General features: G+C 58.8%; 17 protein-coding genes and 1 pseudogene. 8 read left to right on the plus strand and 10 right to left on the minus strand.

Features of this window, described 5'->3' with window-relative positions:
* Both TU76_RS25275 and TU76_RS21430 read left to right on the plus strand, forming a co-directional pair.
* Positions 1–149 (plus strand): annotated as a pseudogene (locus tag TU76_RS25275) (glutamate/aspartate:proton symporter GltP); the annotation flags it as partial.
* A 105-nt stretch (positions 150–254) separates the two neighbouring features.
* Positions 255–1,484 carry a nucleoside recognition domain-containing protein gene (locus TU76_RS21430; RefSeq protein ID WP_019828120.1) on the plus strand — a complete coding sequence of 410 codons (1,230 nt, stop codon included), beginning with the start codon at positions 255–257 and terminating at the stop codon, positions 1,482–1,484.
* Between the two features lie 133 nt (positions 1,485–1,617).
* On the opposite strand, the gene TU76_RS21435 is transcribed toward TU76_RS21430, so the two are convergent.
* The 8 genes from TU76_RS21435 to TU76_RS21470 form a co-directional block, all read right to left on the minus strand.
* Positions 1,618–2,262 (minus strand): class I SAM-dependent methyltransferase, encoded by a 645-nt coding sequence (locus TU76_RS21435; protein WP_048352470.1) that lies wholly within the window; start codon positions 2,260–2,262, stop codon positions 1,618–1,620.
* A 40-nt stretch (positions 2,263–2,302) separates the two neighbouring features.
* Positions 2,303–2,947, minus strand: a complete 645-nt coding sequence (locus tag TU76_RS21440) for a methionine ABC transporter permease (RefSeq protein ID WP_019828117.1) — start codon at positions 2,945–2,947, stop codon at positions 2,303–2,305.
* Complete coding sequence (locus TU76_RS21445; RefSeq protein ID WP_048352471.1) at positions 2,937–4,058, minus strand: methionine ABC transporter ATP-binding protein; 1,122 nt, start codon at positions 4,056–4,058, stop codon at positions 2,937–2,939. The genes TU76_RS21440 and TU76_RS21445 overlap by 11 nt, the downstream gene beginning before the upstream one ends.
* A gap of 2 nt (positions 4,059–4,060) precedes the next feature.
* Complete coding sequence (locus tag TU76_RS21450) at positions 4,061–4,852, minus strand: MetQ/NlpA family ABC transporter substrate-binding protein (RefSeq protein ID WP_037032676.1); 792 nt, start codon at positions 4,850–4,852, stop codon at positions 4,061–4,063.
* Between the two features lie 115 nt (positions 4,853–4,967).
* Positions 4,968–6,329 carry an LLM class flavin-dependent oxidoreductase gene (locus TU76_RS21455; RefSeq protein WP_046810236.1) on the minus strand — a complete coding sequence of 454 codons (1,362 nt, stop codon included), beginning with the start codon at positions 6,327–6,329 and terminating at the stop codon, positions 4,968–4,970.
* Positions 6,329–7,525 (minus strand): SfnB family sulfur acquisition oxidoreductase, encoded by a 1,197-nt coding sequence (locus TU76_RS21460; RefSeq protein WP_048352472.1) that lies wholly within the window; start codon positions 7,523–7,525, stop codon positions 6,329–6,331. The genes TU76_RS21455 and TU76_RS21460 overlap by 1 nt, the downstream gene beginning before the upstream one ends.
* 14 nt (positions 7,526–7,539) lie before the next feature.
* The gene (locus TU76_RS21465; RefSeq protein WP_048352473.1) at positions 7,540–8,781 is read right to left on the minus strand and encodes an SfnB family sulfur acquisition oxidoreductase; all 1,242 of its coding nucleotides are present in this window, start codon (positions 8,779–8,781) and stop codon (positions 7,540–7,542) included.
* A 219-nt stretch (positions 8,782–9,000) separates the two neighbouring features.
* Positions 9,001–9,765 (minus strand): hypothetical protein, encoded by a 765-nt coding sequence (locus TU76_RS21470; protein ID WP_048352474.1) that lies wholly within the window; start codon positions 9,763–9,765, stop codon positions 9,001–9,003.
* Between the two features lie 542 nt (positions 9,766–10,307).
* Between TU76_RS21470 and TU76_RS21475 the strand changes: the two genes are divergently transcribed.
* Together TU76_RS21475 and TU76_RS21480 are read left to right on the plus strand one after the other, a co-directional pair.
* The gene (locus TU76_RS21475; RefSeq protein WP_048352475.1) at positions 10,308–11,240 is read left to right on the plus strand and encodes an SdiA-regulated domain-containing protein; all 933 of its coding nucleotides are present in this window, start codon (positions 10,308–10,310) and stop codon (positions 11,238–11,240) included.
* 101 nt (positions 11,241–11,341) lie between these two features.
* The gene (locus TU76_RS21480) at positions 11,342–12,250 is read left to right on the plus strand and encodes an SdiA-regulated domain-containing protein (protein WP_048352476.1); all 909 of its coding nucleotides are present in this window, start codon (positions 11,342–11,344) and stop codon (positions 12,248–12,250) included.
* A gap of 162 nt (positions 12,251–12,412) precedes the next feature.
* Here the strand turns inward: TU76_RS21480 and rpiA are convergent, their stop codons facing one another.
* Positions 12,413–13,084, minus strand: coding sequence for a ribose-5-phosphate isomerase RpiA (gene rpiA, locus TU76_RS21485; protein ID WP_019828108.1), 672 nt, complete (start codon positions 13,082–13,084; stop codon positions 12,413–12,415).
* 142 nt (positions 13,085–13,226) lie between these two features.
* Here rpiA and ilvA point away from each other — a divergent pair, with 142 nt between their 5' ends.
* The gene (gene ilvA / locus TU76_RS21490) at positions 13,227–14,741 is read left to right on the plus strand and encodes a threonine ammonia-lyase, biosynthetic (RefSeq protein WP_019828107.1); all 1,515 of its coding nucleotides are present in this window, start codon (positions 13,227–13,229) and stop codon (positions 14,739–14,741) included.
* A gap of 40 nt (positions 14,742–14,781) precedes the next feature.
* A complete protein-coding gene (locus TU76_RS21495) occupies positions 14,782–15,210 on the plus strand; it encodes a DUF2269 family protein (protein WP_048352477.1) in 429 nt (142 codons plus the stop codon).
* A gap of 124 nt (positions 15,211–15,334) precedes the next feature.
* On the opposite strand, the gene TU76_RS21500 is transcribed toward TU76_RS21495, so the two are convergent.
* Complete coding sequence (locus TU76_RS21500; protein WP_019828105.1) at positions 15,335–15,991, minus strand: histidinol-phosphatase; 657 nt, start codon at positions 15,989–15,991, stop codon at positions 15,335–15,337.
* A 143-nt stretch (positions 15,992–16,134) separates the two neighbouring features.
* Between TU76_RS21500 and TU76_RS21505 the strand changes: the two genes are divergently transcribed.
* Both TU76_RS21505 and ptsP read left to right on the plus strand, forming a co-directional pair.
* Positions 16,135–16,614: an RNA pyrophosphohydrolase gene (locus TU76_RS21505; RefSeq protein WP_019828104.1), complete on the plus strand. Its 480-nt coding sequence runs from the start codon at positions 16,135–16,137 to the stop codon at positions 16,612–16,614.
* 21 nt (positions 16,615–16,635) lie between these two features.
* Complete coding sequence (gene ptsP / locus TU76_RS21510; RefSeq protein ID WP_019828103.1) at positions 16,636–18,915, plus strand: phosphoenolpyruvate--protein phosphotransferase; 2,280 nt, start codon at positions 16,636–16,638, stop codon at positions 18,913–18,915.
* Positions 18,916–19,002 lie beyond the last annotated feature (87 nt).

Consider the following 19,002-nt stretch of genomic DNA (forward strand, 5'->3'; position numbering starts at 1 on the left):
CCCGTACGGCCCTGAACGTGATCGGTAACGCCCTGGCGGTACTGGTGATCTCCCGTTGGGAAGGCATGTACGACGACGCCAAGGGCGAGCGCTACTGGAACTCGCTGCCGCACTGGCGCAGCAAAGAGGCACTGCCAAAAGGCGAGTAATCGTCACGCGGTAGTCGCACTTGAACAAACCCCGGACTTGTCCGGGGTTTGTTGTTTCTGGGCCTTGGCCGCTATCATTCGCTCCATCTTCCAGGAGTTTTCTCGATGCTCAACGGCCTATGGCTCAGCTTTTTCGTCGTCGCCATGGTGTCGGCACTTGCCCAATGGCTGGTGGGGGGTAATGCGGGGATCTTCTCCGCGATAGTCGAAAGCATCTTCGCCATGGCCAAATTGTCGGTCGAAGTGATGGTTTTGCTGTTTGGCACCCTGACCTTGTGGCTAGGTTTTCTGCGGATCGCCGAAAAAGCCGGCATCGTCGATTGGCTGGGCAGGGCGCTGGGGCCGCTGTTCAAGCGCCTTATGCCTGAGGTCCCGTCCGGTCACCCGGCGCTGGGGTTTATCACCCTGAACTTCGCCGCCAACGGCCTGGGGCTGGACAATGCGGCCACGCCCATTGGCCTGAAGGCCATGCGGGCGCTGCAAGAGCTCAATCCGAGCCCGACCAGTGCCAGTAATGCGCAGATTCTGTTCCTGGTGCTCAATGCCTCGTCCCTGACCCTGTTGCCAGTCACCATCTTCATGTACCGCGCCCAGCAAGGCGCCCCCGACCCGACGCTGGTATTCCTGCCAATACTGCTGGCGACCAGCGCATCGACGCTGGTCGGCCTGCTTTCAGTGGCCGTGATGCAGCGCTTGCGGTTGTGGGATCCGGTGGTGCTGGCGTATCTGGTGCCCGGCGCGTTGATCCTTGGCGGCTTCATGGCGTTGTTGGCGACCCTGTCGGCCACGGCCCTGGCCAGTCTGTCGTCGATCCTTGGCAACCTGACGCTGTTCGGACTGATCATGTTGTTTCTGGTGATTGGTGCCCTGCGCAAGGTCAAGGTGTACGAAGCGTTTGTCGAAGGGGCCAAGGAAGGCTTTGACGTGGCGAAAAACCTGCTGCCGTATCTGGTTGCGATGCTATGTGCAGTGGGTGTGTTGCGCGCTTCCGGAGCCCTGGATTTTGGCCTGGACGGCATCCGTCATATGGTCGAATGGTTGGGCTGGGACACCCGTTTTGTCGACGCGTTGCCAACGGCGATGGTCAAGCCCTTCTCGGGGAGTGCCGCTCGGGCGTTGCTGATCGAAACCATGCAGACCCAGGGCGTGGACAGCTTCCCGGCGCTGGTGGCGGCCACGGTGCAGGGCAGCACAGAAACGACCTTCTATGTACTGGCGGTGTACTTCGGTGCCGTGGGTATCCAGCGAGCCCGGCATGCAGTGGGCTGCGCCTTGCTGGCTGAGTTGGCGGGCGTAGTGGCCGCGATTCTGGTGTGCTACTGGTTCTTCGGCTGATCCGTAGCAGTTGACGAGCGGAGCGAGGCTACGCTCGGCGGCGAAGCCGTCGCAAAATCAGACACTGCGGTGTGCCCGTTTAATCCTGTTCTCAGGGTTTTCGACGGCTTCGCCGTCGAACGCAGCCTAGCGGCTACGGTTGTTGAGTCGAGGGGGTTTTACGCCACACACTCACCAGCCACGGCTGCTGGTCGCGGGGTAAGCCCGCCGGGCGATAGTAGTGCTCCAGCTCAACAAAACCGGCAGCCGTCAGCATGGCTCGCCAGTTTTCCAGATCGTGATACGCGCCATAGCGCTCACCGTTCCAGCCTTCGCGGTTGTCGCCCCGGGGGTTAGAGCTGAGGAGCACGCCGCCGGGTTTCAAGCTGCTGTGCAGTTTGCCCAGCACTTGCCCCAGTTCCTGGGTAGGAACGTGGAACAACGAAGCATTGGCGAAAATGCCGTCGAAGCGTTCAGGGGGCAGGTCGAGCTTGAGAAAGTCCTGGTGCCACACTTCGCAGCCGCTGTCTTCGCGGGCCATTTGGGTGAAGCGTTCGGTGCCGTCCAGCCCGACTGCGACATGGCCCAACCGGGTGAAGGTTTGCAGGTCGCGACCCGGGCCACAGCCAAAGTCCAGAATCGAAAACGGCAAACTGCCCTGGATGTGCCGCAGCAGGGCGTCGATGTTCTGGCTTACATCGTGGTCGCGGGTGCCATCACGAAAGCCTTCAGCACTCTGTTGATAGTGGCCAAGTGTGGTGGCAGCAATCTGTTCGAGGGTCTTTGGGTCGAGGATCATCGCAGGCTCAGTCGGCGTCAGTCAGACCGCCGACTATACCTCAGCGTTTGTTCAGTGCCAGGGCCAGGCGGTCGCCGCCGAGCTGAATCACGGCCACCAAAATCACCAGCAATACGATTACGGTCAACATCACTTGCGAGTCGAAGCGCTGATAGCCATAGCGGTAGGCGATGTCGCCCAGGCCGCCGGCGCCGATCGCGCCAGCCATGGCCGATGAGTTGATCATGGTCACCAGGGTGATGGTGAAGCCGCCGACGATTCCGGGTAAGGCTTCGGGCAAAAGCACGTGCCAGATGATGTGATGACGCTTACAGCCCATCGCCTGGGCAGCTTCGATCAATCCATGATCAACTTCGCGCAGGCTGACTTCAGCAATCCGGGCAAAAAACGGCGTTGCCGCGATGGTCAGTGGTACGACCGCAGCCCAAACCCCGTAGGTCGTACCCACAATCAGGCGGGTAAACGGGATAAGAGCCACCATCAAAATCAGAAAGGGAATTGAGCGAAAAAGATTGACGAATGCGCCCAATGCCTTGTTCAGTGCAGGGGCTTCGTAAATCCCGCCCTTGCCGCTGGTAACCAGAATCACCGCCAGCGGGATGCCCAGGATCAGTGCGATCAGCGACGACACGCCAACCATCAAAAAGGTGTCGATCACCCCCTGCCATAAACGATCAAATCCCATAACCCACCACCTCGACCTGTTGTGCCCATTGACCGGCTCGCTTGCGCAGCTCGTCTGCGCCCAGCGACGTGCTGGTCACGCTGAGCAGCAGTTGGCCCAGGGCATGGCCCTGGATGTGCTCGACACCGCCCTGCAGCAGCCGCACCTGCCCTCCGAGGGCGCTGAACAACGCGCCCAGATCAGGCTCCTGCGCCTGGCTACCCGTGAAGCGCAGACGCAAGATCACGCTTGATTGGGAAGACAGGGGCTGCGCCGTAATGCGGTTTTGCAGCGCTTCGGGCAGGGTGTTTTGCAAAGGGGCGAGCAGGGTTTTGCTGACATCGTGCTGCGGGTCGCCAAACACTTGCCACACCGGCCCTTGCTCCACCACCTGACCTTGCTCAAGCACCACCACGCGGTGGCAAATGTCCCGGATCACCGCCATTTCATGGGTGATGAGGATGATGGTCAGGCCCAGGCGGTGATTGATCTCGCGCAGCAAACCCAGAATCGACTGCGTGGTTTCGGGGTCGAGTGCCGAGGTGGCTTCGTCGCAGAGCAAGATCGCCGGGTCGTGAACCAGTGCGCGGGCAATGCCTACCCGTTGTTTCTGCCCGCCCGAGAGCTGCGCTGGATAGGCCGTGTGTTTGCCTTGCAGGCCGACCAGCTCCAGCAGCTCACGGACTTTCTGCTCGCGTTGCAGCTTGGGAACCCCCGCCACCTTGAGTGGCAGTTCAACGTTCTGCCACACGGTCTTGGCCGACATCAGGTTGAAGTGCTGGAAAATCATACCGATCTTGCGCCGCAGCGCGACCAGTGTGTCTTCGTCAAAACCGGCGATATCCACCTGGTCAATCAGCACGCGCCCGCTGCTGGGGTGTTCGAGGCGGTTGATGGTGCGAATCAGCGACGACTTGCCCGCGCCGCTGCGGCCAATAATGCCGAATATTTCCCCCCGTTGAATCGCCAGGTCGATGCCTTTGAGGGCATCCACCGGGCCCTGGCGGCCGTCATAGGTTTTGCCGATACCGATAAAACGCACATGGGCGTGGCTCAACTCGGGGTGCAGCTCGGTGTGGTTCGCGCTGGGCTGCGGCTGATCGAGCCGCTCGCGAGCAATAGCCACGCTCATGATCAGCCTCCCCAGCCGGGCTGGTACAGGTTGCCGTAGGTTTTATCCAGTTGGGCCTTCACCACAGGGGAGTGCTGGTAAATGTCGATGAACTTGGCCAGACGCGGATCGTCTTTGTTTTTAGGCTGGATCACGAACTGGATCACGTATTCGGGGTGGTCGATGCCATCGAACAGCAACGCCGACTCTGCATCGAAGGTTTTGGCCAGGCGGATATAGGCCGGATACCCCTGCACCAGATCAGCATCGTCGTAGGCACGTACCAGTTGCACGGCCTCGACCTGCAGGATCTTGATCTTCTTCGGGTTGGCGACGATGTCATCTTCGGTGGCCTTGTAGCCCACCCCGGGCTTGAGGGTGATCAACCCGGCCTTGGCCAGCAGTTGCAGGCCGCGGCCGCTGTTGATCGGGTCATTGGCGATGGCGACGGTGGCGCCCTCAGGCAAGGCGTCGAGGCTTTTGTACTTTTTCGAATACAGGCCCACGTTGTTGATGATGCCTTTGGCATATGGCGTCAGGTCAAACCCGGCGGCGGCCTTGGCGTTTTCCAGAAACGGGATGTGCTGGAAGTAGTTCACGTCGATATCGCCGCTGGCCAGGCTGACGTTAGGCGCGATCCAGTCGGTGAACTCCACCAGCTCAACCTTGAGCCCTTGCTTGTCGGCCTCGGCCACAGCGGTTTCCAGCGGGATGGCGAAGGCGGCTGTGGTGCCGACCTTGAGTGGCTTGTCGGCTGCGTGGATGAAGCCGCTAAACAGCCCGAGGGCCAGAACCAGTGCGTGTTTTTTGTTCATGATCATTGCCCAGTCAAAGAGTCGGAATTCGAGTTTTGTGGGAGCGAGCCTGCTCGCGAAAGTGCGGCAGTCCTGCAAGCTTCGCGAGCAGGCTCGCTCCCACAACAAAAAAGGGTTATGGGTTGTGCCTGTAAGCCGCACCCGTATGGCGTTGCGGCAAGTGCGCATCGCCGTCGACAAACAGCTTTTGCCGCAGGCTGCCGGTGTCATACGCGGTTTTGTAGGAACCCCGGCGTTGCAGTTCGGGGACCACCAGGTCGATAAAATCGATGTAGCTTTCGGGGGTAACGATGCGGGTCAGGTTGAAGCCGTCGAGACCGGTTTGTGCGATCCACGACTCCAGTTCGTCGGCCACCTGTTCCGGCGAACCCACCAGGGTCATGTAACGACCGCCCAGCGCGTGTTGTTCGAGCAATTTGCGTCGGGTCCAATCGTTGTTTTGAAGCACTTTGGTTGCCGACTGGATCGCGTTGCTCTTCACGTACTGGATCGGTTCGTCCAGTTCGTAGTCGGCAAAGTCGATGCCCGTAGAGCTGGAAAAATGCGCCACGCCTGCTTCGGCGCTGGCATAGCTCAGGTACTCGTCACGCTTGGCCTGAGCCAGTTCTTCGGTAGGTGCCACGATCACGTTAAGGCCCATGAACAGCTTGATGTCGTCCGGGTTGCGACCCGCTGCCACGGCGCTGGCGCGCACCTTGTCGACCTGGGCTTTGGTGGCGGCCTTGGTCTGGCCGCTGATAAACACGCATTCGGCATGGCGCCCGGCAAATACCAGCCCGCGATCCGAACTGCCGGCCTGAAACAGCACCGGCGTGCGCTGAGGCGACGGTTCGCAGAGGTGATAACCCTCCACTTGATAGAACTCACCGTCGTGTTTGACCTTGTGGACCTTGTCAGGCTGGGCGTAGATGCGCTGCACCGGGTCATTGAGCACGGCGCCGTTTTCCCAACTGCCCTCCCACAGTTTGTACAGCACCTCCAGGTACTCATCGGCCTGATCGTAACGACGGTCGTGTTCGACTTGCTCGGTCAGGCCCATGGCCTTGGCTGCGCTGTCGAGGTAGCCGGTGACGATATTCCAGCCCACACGGCCCCGGGTCAGGTGGTCAAGGGTCGACATGCGCCGTGCGAACAAGTACGGCGGTTCGTAGGTCAGGTTGGCGGTCAAGCCAAAACCGAGGTTTTTAGTGACTGCGGCCATGGCCGACACCAGCAGCAGCGGGTCGTTGACCGGGAGCTGGATTGCCTCTTTGAGGGGCACATCAACCGACTGTTGATAAACGTCGTACACGCCCACGATGTCGGCGATAAACAACCCGTCAAACAGTCCTCGTTCCAGCAACTGAGCCAGTTCTGTCCAGTACTCCAGGGTGTTGAAGGTGGTCGAGTTGTCCCGTGGATGGGTCCACAGCCCGTGATTGATATGGCCAATGCAGTTCATATTGAAGGCATTGATCAGGATCTTCTTCTTACTCATCAAATGGTCCCCCGCAGTGGCGGGTTGGCATCGTTGAGGTAGTAGTTGCCCACGGCGTGATACTTCCAGCGAACCGGATCGTGCAGGGTATGGACGCGAGCATTGCGCCAGTGCCGGTCAAGACCGTGCTCGGCCAGGGTGGCCTGGCTGCCCGCCAGCTCAAACAGGGTGCTACCGGCGGCCAGGGAAATTTCAGTACTAAGGGCTCGCGCTTCCGCGATGGCGATCGAGGCGGCGGCCACGGTGCTGGCGTTGGTATCGTTCTGGGCGCTGTCGAGCAATTCCCCGGCCCGCTCCAGTAGAGCTTCGGCAGCATGCAGGCGCACACTCAAGTGGCCGAAGCTTTTCAGGGTCAGGGGGTCTTCGCTGGCGATATCAGTGGTGGCGTCGATCCACGGCCGGGTTTTGGTGCGCACAAAATGCAGGGCATCTTCAAAGGCGGCACGGGCGATACCGGTGTCGATGGCCGCGTGCAGAATCTGAGCCAGCGGGCCGACCGGGGTCGGGCGCTCAAATGCGCTTTGAAACGGAATCACGTCCTGTGCTGCGACCAGTACGTTGTCGAACACCACCGAGCCGCTGCCCGTGGTGCGCTGGCCAAAGCCGCTCCAGTCGTCGATCACGCTCAGGCCGTCGCTGTCGCGGTGGACAAATGCCAGGTGCTGGATACCGTTATCGTCCACCACCGAGGTAGGAATCCGCTGCGCATACAGTGCGCCGGTGGCGTAGAACTTGCGGCCGGTGATGCGATAACCGTGTTCGGCCTTGGCCAGGTGGGTGGTGCGATCAAAGGCAGTCTTGGTGCCGATTTCGGCTAGGGCATTGCCGAAGCGTTGCCCGGCCAGCACTTCGGCATATAGCCGCTGTTTTTGTTCGTGCGTGCCATTCACCCGCAGGACTTCAAGGGCATAAAAGTGATTTTGCGGGATTTGCCCCAGCGAGGCGTCGGCTGCAGCGATCAACGCAACCACCTGGGCCAGAGCGACATTGGACACGCCGGCGCCGCCATAGGCCTTGGGCACGGTGATGCCCCACAGGCCGGTGTGGGAAAACAGTTCCAGCTCATCAAAAGGCAGGCGTCGCTCACGATCGCGCAGGGCGCTGTCGCGCTTGAAATGCGCCGCGAGTTCACGGGCTACGCTCAGGGCCTCGGCATCGCTGTGGATAACCGGGACCTGTTTGGATATCAGTGACATGGGTGTCTCCAGGTTCAGATCCAGGAATGCCGGGCAGGCAAGGTGCCGTTGAGGCGGTAAGCGCCAATGGCGTGGTACTTCCAGCGCACCGGGTCGTGCAGGGTATGCACCCGGGCGTTACGCCAGTGGCGATCAAGGTTGAATTCGGCAAGGCTGGCGCGGCTGCCGGCCAGTTCGAACAGTTTTTCGCTGGCCAGTAACGACAACTCAGTGGTCAGTACCTTGGCTTCGGCCACTGCAATGGATGCGCGGGCGGCGGCGGGAGCATCAATCGGGGCGGCGCTGACTTCATCGAGCACTCGCCCGGCTTTGCGCAACAAGGCTTCGGCTGCGTGCAGTTCAATGTGTAACTTGCCGATGTCGGCGATCACGTAGGGGTCGTCGCTGTTGCGTTCTACTTTGGCGTCGATCCACGGACGAGAGCGCTCGCGCACAAAACTGATGGTGTCAGCGATGGCGCCACGGGCGATGCCCAGATCGATGGCCGCCTGGATCAACTGCGACACGGCGCCTTGAATATTGGGGGCATCATTGAGGCGCGAACTGTCGATCACCAGTCCGGCTTCAACCCGAACATTGTTGAGCAGTACGGTACCGCTGGCGGTGGTGCGCTGACCAAAGCCGGACCAGTCATCGACGACGCGCAAGCCCGGTGTGCCGCGACGTACAAAGGCCATGACCTGCTTGCCGTCATCGTTGATTGCCTTTACTGCAATCCAGTGGGCGAACAGGGCTCCGGTGGAGTAAAACTTCTGGCCGTTTATGACGAAATTTTCGCCATCGGCGGTGATCCGGGCCTTCAAGTCGAGGGTATTTTTGCTGCCGCGTTCCGGCCCGGCATTACCGATGCGCCAGCCTTGCAGCACGCTGGCGAACAGTTGGTCTTTTTGCGCCTGGGTCGCCGTGGCGGCAATCAGGCTGAGAATGCCCACCTGATTCTGCGGAATCTGCCCCAGTGCCGGGTCTGCGGCCGAGATGATCGCGAATACTTCAGCCAGGGTCACGAATGACACCTTGGGTCCGCCAAATTCGCGGCCGATGGAGATACTTCCCAGGCCGCTACGGGTGAATTCTTCGATCAGTGACCAGGGCAGTTTGCGCTGCTGGTCGCGCTTGGCCGCGTCCTCGCGGGCGCTGGCAGCCAGGGTGCGGGCAGCTTCAAGGGCTTCGTTGTCGGAGCGCAGAACATGCGTTGCCAGCAACAGAGGCGCGACATCCTGGTCGCTTTGCAGGTGTGCAGTGGCCAAATTGGACATTAGTACCGCTCCTTGGCTGCACTCAATGCCCTGGCGTTATGCACAAGGGTGATTGTTTTACGGACCATACCTACCTCACGTTTCATGGGAGCGCCGCTTGAGCGGCGCGAATAAAAGCAGAGAGTCCGGTGGTCCGGTCTATATACCCTAATCGAGTATAAAAATTAAAAGAACTAACTTTTAGGAATATGAATAGATGATTCCATTGCGTACCCGACCTTAGCCCCTCCAGGTGGTGCGAGGCTCTGCGGCGCGCAGTACCTCGCTTGCAGCGGGCTTGAGGTAGAGTTTTGGGGCGCCCACCTTGAGGATTCGTGCGGGTGCCCACCGCGAATTGTTGCCGGCACGATCAATCACGCAATAGGTGACCTCCAGTTTGGAGTCTTCACCGGCTTCTTGAATGATGTGCGGTGGGACGAATACGCTTATGGGCTTGTCGACATCGACCTGGCGCAGTTTGGGCAAGTCCAGGCGTACGTCGCCCCACAGCAGGGTGATTGCGTCTTCACAGGCCATGTTGCGGTAGGGTTCGATGGTCACGGGCACACCGCGCTTCATCTGGCTGGGGTTAACCCCGTAACGCTGGATGGGCTCGGGAATGATAAGTGCAGCGAGCCCTTGATTTTCATCGCCGATGGCTTCCCCGCCAGGGCAATCAAGTTTGACAAAGACCTTGAGCTGGGCAGAAAGAGCTGGGGTACTGCCAATATGCATGACGCGATAATAAAGACGCGCCGAGCCATTTTGGATAAAACTTTGAGGCACTCTTAAAAAAACAGGTTGGCCAATGTCTGCCCTCGATACCTGTTGCGAGGTGACATAGCAGCCGTCCCAAAATAATTCAATAAGGTCGCCTTCTCCCATGTTTTTATAAGGCATTATTGTAATAAGCAAGTGTTCAGCGGCGCGTGCGCAAATAGTATGTTTGTCAGGGTTTGAAAGTGCAGGAGGCGCAAGTTTGTTTATGCAGGATGTAAAGGGCATATATGAAAGATTCCTTTCTGGCTGGTAAATCTGCGATAGACGCCTGCAAGGGTTTAGCCCCGGGGCTGGCGCCGAGTGATGCAGACCCCGTGATGAAGTGGAATAAAGAGCTGGCGTTAACGGCACAATAGACATTCTATATAACTACTGTGAGAGAACAGCCGGGCCGGTTGTTTTATTAGATAAGAGGCTAGAGGTAGGAGTGTCAAGGAAGAATGGAGCGTGTGTGAATGTCGTTGAGTTATTCGGAAACATCCTACTGATAGTGCGTGTAGGTAATGGAAAGAGAGTGGTAGTGGGTCGGTATTAATGGACGAGTGGTTTATAAGTAAGTGGATGGATCCCTGTTTTTAATAGGGGCAAAGTATCTGCGCTGACCCAGTCACAACACTCGTTCAATCAGTAAGGGTGAGTGGCATCAGATTTTTTGGCGTTTTTACCCTTTATTTCACACGCCTTTTGCATAATATTGCGCGCGAGGCAGCCGGTTTGCCCGCTTTGTGATATCTAGAATTAGCCAAATTTCTCGGAAGCCCATTCAAATGGCAACAGACCCTCAACTGATCCCGCCTGTTCCTCGGACCTCTCGCTTGCGCATGCGCTGGTACTCCTGGCTCTTGCTGGCGGGTGCGCTGCTCTATGGTTTAGCGTCGATCATGCATTGGGATGATCGCGGTGCACTGTGGGTGCTGGAGCGATTTGAAAGTTCCTCCGAGCAGAACGAAAGTGTGTGGTTGCCAGACTACACGGCGGTCATAGATGCCAAAGTGTTGCCGGGGATGGAAAAGGATGAAGCCTCAGATCTGGCCTACAACCCTTTGAGCAAAACGCTGTTTTCGGTGATGGGCAAGAATCCGTTTCTGGTGGAGCTGACCCTGGATGGCGATGTGCTCCGTAAAATCCCGCTGGTGGGCTGGAGCAATCCTGAAGGTCTGACAGTGATGGAAAATGGTCTGCTGGCCATTGTTGACGAGCGCGAGCACATGTTGAGCATCGTGAACATTGATGCCAACACCACCACCCTGAACATTGCCGACTTCCCCAAGTACGACCTGGGCCCTTCGAAAAACCAGAACAAGGCTTTTGAAGCCATTGCCTGGGACCCGCGTCGCCAGCAATTGTTGCTGGGCGAAGAGCGTCCGCCGCAATTGTTTGTCTGGAAAAGCGATGGCGGCCAGATACTGACCGGTAGCAAGCAGAAAGTACCCAGCGATGAGCTGGACCTGCGCAACCTGTCCGCCTTGAGCGTTGACCCGCGCACCGGTCATACACTGGTGCTGTCGGCAGATTCGCACATGCTTCTGGAGCTCGATGAACTGGGCGAGCAAGTCAGTTTCATGACCTTGCTTGGTGGTTTCAACGGCCTGAAGAAGACCATTCCCCGGGCTGAGGGAGTCGCGATCGATGAGCATGGAACGCTTTATATGGTGAGCGAGCCGAACCTGTTCTATCGCTTCGAGAAGAAGACCCCGTAACCGGCCAGTTTTACGCGAGACACGGGATGTATTGAGGTTTAAGGTTGAATTCAGGCAGTCGTGGTATTTCTCCTGCCTGTTTTTTCTAGAGTTCGACCTCAATGCGCCGTGTCAGACGTCCTACCGCTCTTTTTCTATGTGTATTGCTGGTGGCTCTTGTGGCTGCCGGTTTTGCCGCGCAACACTTTCGTCTGTTCGAACGTACCTGGTTTCAGGTCAGCCAGCTGTGGCAACCCAGCGATCCGGGCGCGATCAATCTGGGCGAATATCACGCCGTGCTGCAAGGCAAGGTGATTGAAGGGCTTGAAGACGATGTCTCGGCTCTGACCTACGATCCGCTGCGTAAAAGCCTGTTCACCGTAACCAACAAAAAAGCCGAGCTGGTTGAACTGTCCCTCGATGGCCGACTCCTGCGGCGCATTGCGCTGGTGGGGTTTGGCGATGCCGAAGCGGTTGAATTTATTGGCGAGAACACCTACGTCATCACCGATGAACGTCAACAGCGACTGATCAAGGTAAAGGTCGATGACAGCACCCAGGTGCTGGATGCCAAGGATGCGGAGCAACTGACACTGGGGATTAACCTGTCGGGCAATAAGGGCTTTGAAGGCCTGGCCTACGACTCTGTGGGCAAACGTTTGTTTGTGGCGAAGGAGCGTGACCCGATGCTGATTTATGAGGTACGGGGGTTTCCTCAGGCCAACCCACAGCAACCTTACGCCACTCATGTGGTGACCAACCCGCGACGTGATGCGCGATTGTTTGTACGGGACTTGTCGAGTTTGCAGTTTGACGAGCGCACCGGGCATTTATTGGCGCTGTCGGATGAGTCCAAGTTGTTGCTGGAGCTGAATCTGGAAGGGCGCCCAATCAGCGTGTTGTCGCTGAAAAAAGGGCGTCATGGCCTGAAGAAATCAGTGCCGCAGGCTGAAGGTGTTGCCATGGACGAAGACGGGACGGTGTACGTGGTGAGTGAGCCGAATTTGTTTTACGTGTTCAAAAAACCGTAGGCGCGCCGCTATCACGTAGCAGCTGCCGCAGGCTGCGTCCGGCGGCGTAGCCGTCGTAAATCCGGATCGCGTGATCTTATTTTCAAACCGCGTGATCAGAATTTACGATCGCTTCGCAATCGGACGTAGCCTCGTTCCTTCGGCAACTGCTACGGGGGGGTGTTACTTGCTCAGGGTTTTGACGCCTTCAGGCGTACCCAGCAACAGCAAGTCTGCCGGGCGAGCGGCGAACAGGCCGTTGGTCACGACGCCGACAATGGCGTTGATCTGACGCTCCAGCTCAACCGGGTTGACGATCTGCATGTTGAATACGTCGATGATGATGTTGCCGTTGTCCGTGACTACGCCTTCGCGGTACACCGGATCGCCGCCCAGCTTGACCAGTTCGCGGGCTACGTGGCTGCGAGCCATCGGGATCACTTCAACCGGCAACGGGAACGCGCCCAGCACCGGAACCAGCTTGCTGGCGTCGGCGATGCAGATAAAGGTCTTGGCCACGGCTGCCACGATCTTCTCGCGGGTCAGGGCTGCGCCACCGCCCTTGATCAGGTTCAGGTTTTCGTCGCTTTCATCAGCGCCATCCACGTAGAACTCCAGGTCGCTGACAGTGTTCAGTTCATACACTGGAATGCCGTGGCCCTTGAGGCGGGCTGCAGTGGCTTCGGAACTGGCCACGGCGCCGTCGAATGCGCCCTTGTGTTGGGCCAGGGCGTCGATGAAGCAGTTGGCCGTGGAGCCGGTGCCGACCCCGACGATGCTCTTGTCATCCAGTTTTGGGAGGATGAAGTCGACTGCAGCCTGGGCTACGGCCTGTTTGAGTTGATCCTGGGTCATGCGGGCTCCGGGGCGGGAAGGGTAAACAGAAGGGTTGCGAGTATAACCCAAGCATTTAAAACCTTTGGAATCGTGTGGTCGGCTGCGCAAACGCTGGGTTAGACTCCTTGGTCCCTGCCAACCCGCCCAGTGAAGCTTTCCGATGCTCGAACAGTACGTTAAGAAGATCCTCACCTCGCGCGTTTATGACGTTGCCGTAGAAACCCCATTGCAGCCGGCCAATCAGCTGACCGAGCGGTTGGGCAACCAGATTTTGCTCAAACGCGAAGACTTGCAGCCGGTGTACTCGTTCAAGATTCGTGGCGCTTATAACAAGCTGATGCACCTGACCGACGCCGAGCGCGCGTGCGGTGTGGTGACGGCCTCTGCGGGCAACCATGCCCAGGGCCTGGCCCTGGCAGCCAAGGTGCTGGGTGTCAAAGCCACAATCGTCATGCCCAAAACCACTCCGGAGATCAAGGTCGAAGGTGTGCGCTCCCGGGGCGGCATTGTGGTGTTGCACGGTGACTCCTTCCCGGAAGCCCTGGCCTACTCGCTGCAATTGGTCGAGCAAAAAGGCTACGTCTACGTCCATCCCTATGATGACCCGCATACCATTGCCGGGCAGGGCACCGTGGCGATGGAAATTCTGCGCCAGCACCCGGCGCCGCTGGATGCGATTTTCGTCCCGGTGGGCGGTGGCGGGCTGATTGCCGGTATTGCGGCCTACGTGAAATACCTGCGTCCGGACATCAAGGTCATTGGCGTCGAGCCCGATGACTCCAATTGCCTGCAAGCGGCGATGGCGGCAGGCGAGCGCGTGGTGCTGCCGACGGTGGGGATTTTTGCCGACGGCGTGGCCGTTGCTCAGATTGGCCAGCACACCTTCGATATCTGCAAAGACTACGTCGACGAAGTGATCACCGTCAGCACCGACGAGATCTGCGCAGCCATCAAGGATATCTTCGACGATACCCGCTCGATCACCGAACCTGCCGGCGCGTTGGGCGTGGCCGGGATCAAGAAGTATGTTGAGCAGCGCGGCGTTCGCGGCCAAACCCTGGTGGCGATCGATTCCGGGGCCAACGTCAACTTCGACCGCCTGCGCCATGTGGCCGAGCGTGCCGAGCTGGGTGAAGGTCGTGAAGCGATCATCGCGGTGACCATTCCCGAAGTGCCGGGCAGCTTCAAAGCGTTTTGCGAAGCGATCGGCAAGCGTCAGATCACGGAATTCAACTACCGCTATCACACCGGCAGCGAAGCGCACATTTTCGTTGGGGTGCAGACCCATCCCGAAAACGACCCGCGCAGCGCGCTGCTGGCCAGCCTGACTGAGCAGGGTTTTCCGGTGGTCGACCTGACCGAGAACGAACTGGCCAAGTTACACATTCGGCACATGGTCGGCGGGCGTGCGGCCAAGGTCAGCGACGAACTGTTGTTCCGTTTCGAGTTCCCGGAACGCCCGGGTGCGCTGTTCAACTTCCTTAACAAGTTGGGCGGTCGCTGGAATATTTCGATGTTTCACTACCGCAACCACGGTGCAGCCGATGGTCGGGTCATGGCCGGTCTGCAAGTGCCTGCCGACGAACGCCATCTGGTGCCGGCGGCACTGGCTGAAATCGGTTACCCGTACTGGGATGAGAGCGATAACCCGGCCTATCAACTGTTTCTTGGCTGATAGCCGCTACGCTGATTGAACGGCTCAAGGGATTAATCATATGGAAACGTTCACAGCCTTAAAACTGCTGCATGGCGTGTCGACACTGCTGCTGTTTGTCAGCGCCATTGCCTTGCTGGTCCTGGTTATTCGTCGTTGGCGGGCAGGGGATAAAAACCTGTCGGGCGGGGTGGTACAGCGGCCATGGAGCTTCGTGTGGGCGTTGATGGGGCTGTGTTTGCTGGCGTTGCCGGTCAGTGGCTGGTTTCTGGTGCACCTGGCCGGTTGGCCGCTGAGCCAGATGTGGTTACTGGCGGGCAGTTGCCTGTATCTGCTGGGCAGCTTGAGCTGGTTGTGGCTGGTGGTGCGCCTCAATCGCCTGCGGTTGGGGCGAATGGCCCGGTATCCGGGGTTTACCCTGGTTTTGGCGATTTTTTGTGCCATCTGCTTTATTGCGATTGCCGGGCTGATGGGCGCCAAGCCGGTTTAAGCACACTTGCTTGTGTGGGAGCCAGCTTGCTCGCGATGGCATCACTGCGGTCTTGCAGAAAAACCGCGGCGATCTTATCGCGAGCAAGTCGAATCGTCGCACCGCCGCTCCCACAGGTTGTGTGTCAGTCGCGCAGCGAGATGACTTCCCAGCCACGCTTGATGGCTTCAGCCCGCAAGTTCGGATCAGGATCGACTGCCACTGGATGGTCAACCTGCTCCAGCAACGGCAAGTCATTCATCGAGTCGCTGTAGAAGTAGCTGTCTTCAAGGCTGTAGCCGTTTTCTGCGATCCAGCGGTTCAGGCGCGTCACCTTGCCTTCACGGAAGCACGGCACGTCGGTGCTGCGCCCGGTGTAGCGGCCGTCGACGATTTCGCATTCGGTGGCAATCAGATGTTCCACGCCGAGTTTTTGGGCAATGGGAGCCGTGACCACACGGTTGGTGGCGGTAATGATTACCAGCGTGTCGCCCGCTTCGCGGTGCTTGGCCAGCAAGTCCAGGGCCTTGGGCAGCATCAATGGCTCAATGCAGTCGCGCATGAATTCGCGGTGCCACTGATCCAGTTGCGCCATGTCATGGCGGCCAAAGATTTCCATGCTGAAATTAAGATACGCGGCATTGTCGAGCTTGCCGGCCAGGTAATCCTGGTAGAACTCGTCGTTGCGCGCCTTGTAGGCGTCGCCATCGAGAATGCCCCGTTGGCACAGGTAGTCGCCCCAGGCGTGATCGCTGTCACCGCCCAGAAGGGTGTTGTCCAAGTCGAATAAAGCCAGACGCATTGAGGTTACCCGTTGAGTTGCCTGAGAAAAGGCCACAAGAATACGGTCTTTTAATAAGAGTGCACATAAGGCAGGAAGGCGCGTTGCTGCTTTCACAACCTTTGTGGAACAATGCGGCGACATGCGTTTGCGAGGTTGTTGCCGTGATCGACCCCGATGGTTTCCGCCCTAATGTCGGGATTATTCTGACAAATGACGCTGGTCAGGTACTTTGGGCTCGCCGTATCAATCAAGACGCCTGGCAGTTTCCACAGGGAGGTATCAACCCTGATGAGACGCCGGAAGACGCCTTGTACCGTGAGCTGAACGAAGAAGTTGGCCTTGAACGCGAAGATGTAGAAATACTCGCCTGCACGCGAGGCTGGTTGCGTTATCGTTTGCCGCAACGACTGGTGCGTACCCACAGCCAACCGCTGTGTATCGGCCAGAAGCAAAAGTGGTTTTTGCTGCGCCTGGTCTCTAACGAGCAGCGGGTGCGGATGGATTTGACCGGTAAACCGGAGTTCGATGGCTGGCGTTGGGTCAGTTATTGGTACCCGTTGGGCCAGGTGGTGACATTCAAGCGCGAGGTCTACCGTCGCGCTCTCAAAGAGCTTGCCCCGCGCCTTTTAACGCGCGCCTGACACGGAGTTCGACCCCGAGCCATGCTCAATACGCTGCGCAAGATCGTCCAGGAAGTTAACTCCGCCAAGGATCTCAAGGCGGCGTTGGGGATTATTGTGTTGCGCGTCAAAGAGGCCATGAGCAGCCAGGTCTGCTCGGTCTATTTGCTTGATCCAGAGACCAACCGCTTTGTCCTGATGGCCACCGAGGGCTTGAACAAGCGCTCGATCGGCAAAGTCAGCATGGCGCCCAACGAGGGCCTTGTCGGTCTTGTGGGCACCCGTGAAGAGCCTCTGAACCTCGAAAACGCCGCCGATCACCCGCGCTATCGCTACTTTGCCGAAACCGGAGAGGAGCGTTATGCCTCTTTCCTGGGTGCGCCGATCATCCACCACCGCCGTGTGGTCGGGGTTCTGGTGATCCAGCAAAAAGAACGTCGTCAGTTCGATGAGGGCGAAGAAGCCTTCCTTGTAACCATGAGCGCCCAATTGGCCGGGGTTATTGCCCATGCCGAGGCTACGGGGTCGATTCGCGGCCTGGGACGTCAGGGCAAGGGCATCCAGGAAGCCAAGTTCGTCGGCGTTCCGGGTTCTCCGGGTGCGGCGGTAGGTACAGCGGTGGTCATGCTGCCACCGGCGGATCTGGACGTGGTGCCCGACAAGGCCATCACCGATATCCCTGCCGAAATAGCGCTGTTCAAAACAGCCCTCGAAGGCGTGCGCAACGATATGCGCGCCGTTTCGAAGAAGCTCGCCACGCAGTTGCGCCCCGAAGAGCAGGCGCTGTTCGACGTGTACCTGATGATGCTCGACGATGCGTCGCTGGGCAGCGAAGTCAAAAATGTCATCAAAACCGGTCAGTGGGCTCAGGGCGCGTTGCGCCAGGTAGTGACTGATCACGTCAACCGTTTTGAATTGATGGACGACGACTACCTGCGTGAGCGTGCGTCCGATGTGCGCGACCTTGGTCGCCGCCTGCTGGCCTATTTGCAGCATGATCGCCAGCAAAGCATGGTCTACCCCGACAACACCATCTTGGTCAGCGAAGAGCTGACGGCCACCATGCTTGGCGAAGTGCCCGAGGGCAAGCTGATTGGTTTGGTGTCGGTATTGGGCTCGGGCAACTCCCACGTCGCCATTCTGGCCCGGGCCATGGGCATTCCTACGGTCATGGGCCTGGTCGATCTGCCGTACTCCAAGGTCGACGGCATCCAGATGATCGTCGATGGCTACCACGGCGAGGTCTACACCAACCCCAGCGAGGTGCTTCGCAAGCAATACGCTGAGGTTGTCGAAGAAGAACGCCAGCTGTCCCAGGGCCTGGATGCCCTGCGTGAACTGCCGTGCATCACCCCTGACGGGCATCGCATGCCGCTGTGGGTCAACACCGGCCTGCTGGCCGATGTGGCGCGTGCGCAGCAGCGTGGCGCCGAAGGTGTAGGTCTGTACCGCACCGAAGTGCCGTTCATGATCAACCAGCGCTTTCCCAGCGAAAAGGAGCAGCTGGCGATTTATCGCGAGCAACTCGCCGCCTTCCATCCGCAGCCGGTGACGATGCGCAGCCTGGACATTGGCGGCGACAAGTCACTGTCGTACTTCCCGATCAAGGAAGACAACCCGTTCCTCGGCTGGCGCGGGATTCGCGTGACCCTCGACCACCCAGAAATCTTTCTGGTTCAGGCCCGGGCCATGCTCAAGGCCAGCGAAGGCCTGAACAACCTGCGTATTTTATTGCCGATGATCTCCGGCACTCACGAACTCGAAGAAGCCTTGCACCTGTTACACCGTGCCTGGGGTGAAGTGCGTGACGAAGGCACCGACGTGCCGATGCCGCCCATCGGCGTGATGATCGAAATCCCGGCGGCGGTGTATCAGACCAAGGAACTGGCGCGCCAGGTGGACTTCCTGTCGGTAGGGTCCAACGACCTGACCCAATACCTGCTGGCGGTGGACCGTAACAACCCACGGGTTGCGGATTTGTACGACTACCTGCACCCGGCCGTGCTGCAAGCCCTGCAATCGGTGGTGCGCGACGCTCACGCTGAAGGCAAGCCGGCGAGTATCTGCGGTGAAATGGCCGGTGATCCGGCGGCAGCGATCCTGCTGATGGCGATGGGTTTTGACAGCCTGTCGATGAACGCCACCAACCTGCCAAAAGTGAAGTGGATGCTGCGCCAGGTCAGCCTGAGCCGCGCCAAGGAACTGTTGGCTGAAGTGATGACCATCGACAACCCGCAGGTTATTCGCAGCACCATCCATCTGGCCCTGAAAAACATGGGCCTGACGCGCATGATGAACCCGGCGGCAATCAAGCCGTATTGAAAGCCTCTCACCCTCCTGTGGGAGCGAGCCTGCTCGCGAAAGTCTCAAGAACACAGCGTTTCAAGAGCCTTCGCGAGCAGGCTCGCT

Source organism: Pseudomonas psychrophila, from assembly GCF_001043005.1.
Lineage (GTDB): Bacteria > Pseudomonadota > Gammaproteobacteria > Pseudomonadales > Pseudomonadaceae > Aquipseudomonas > Aquipseudomonas psychrophila.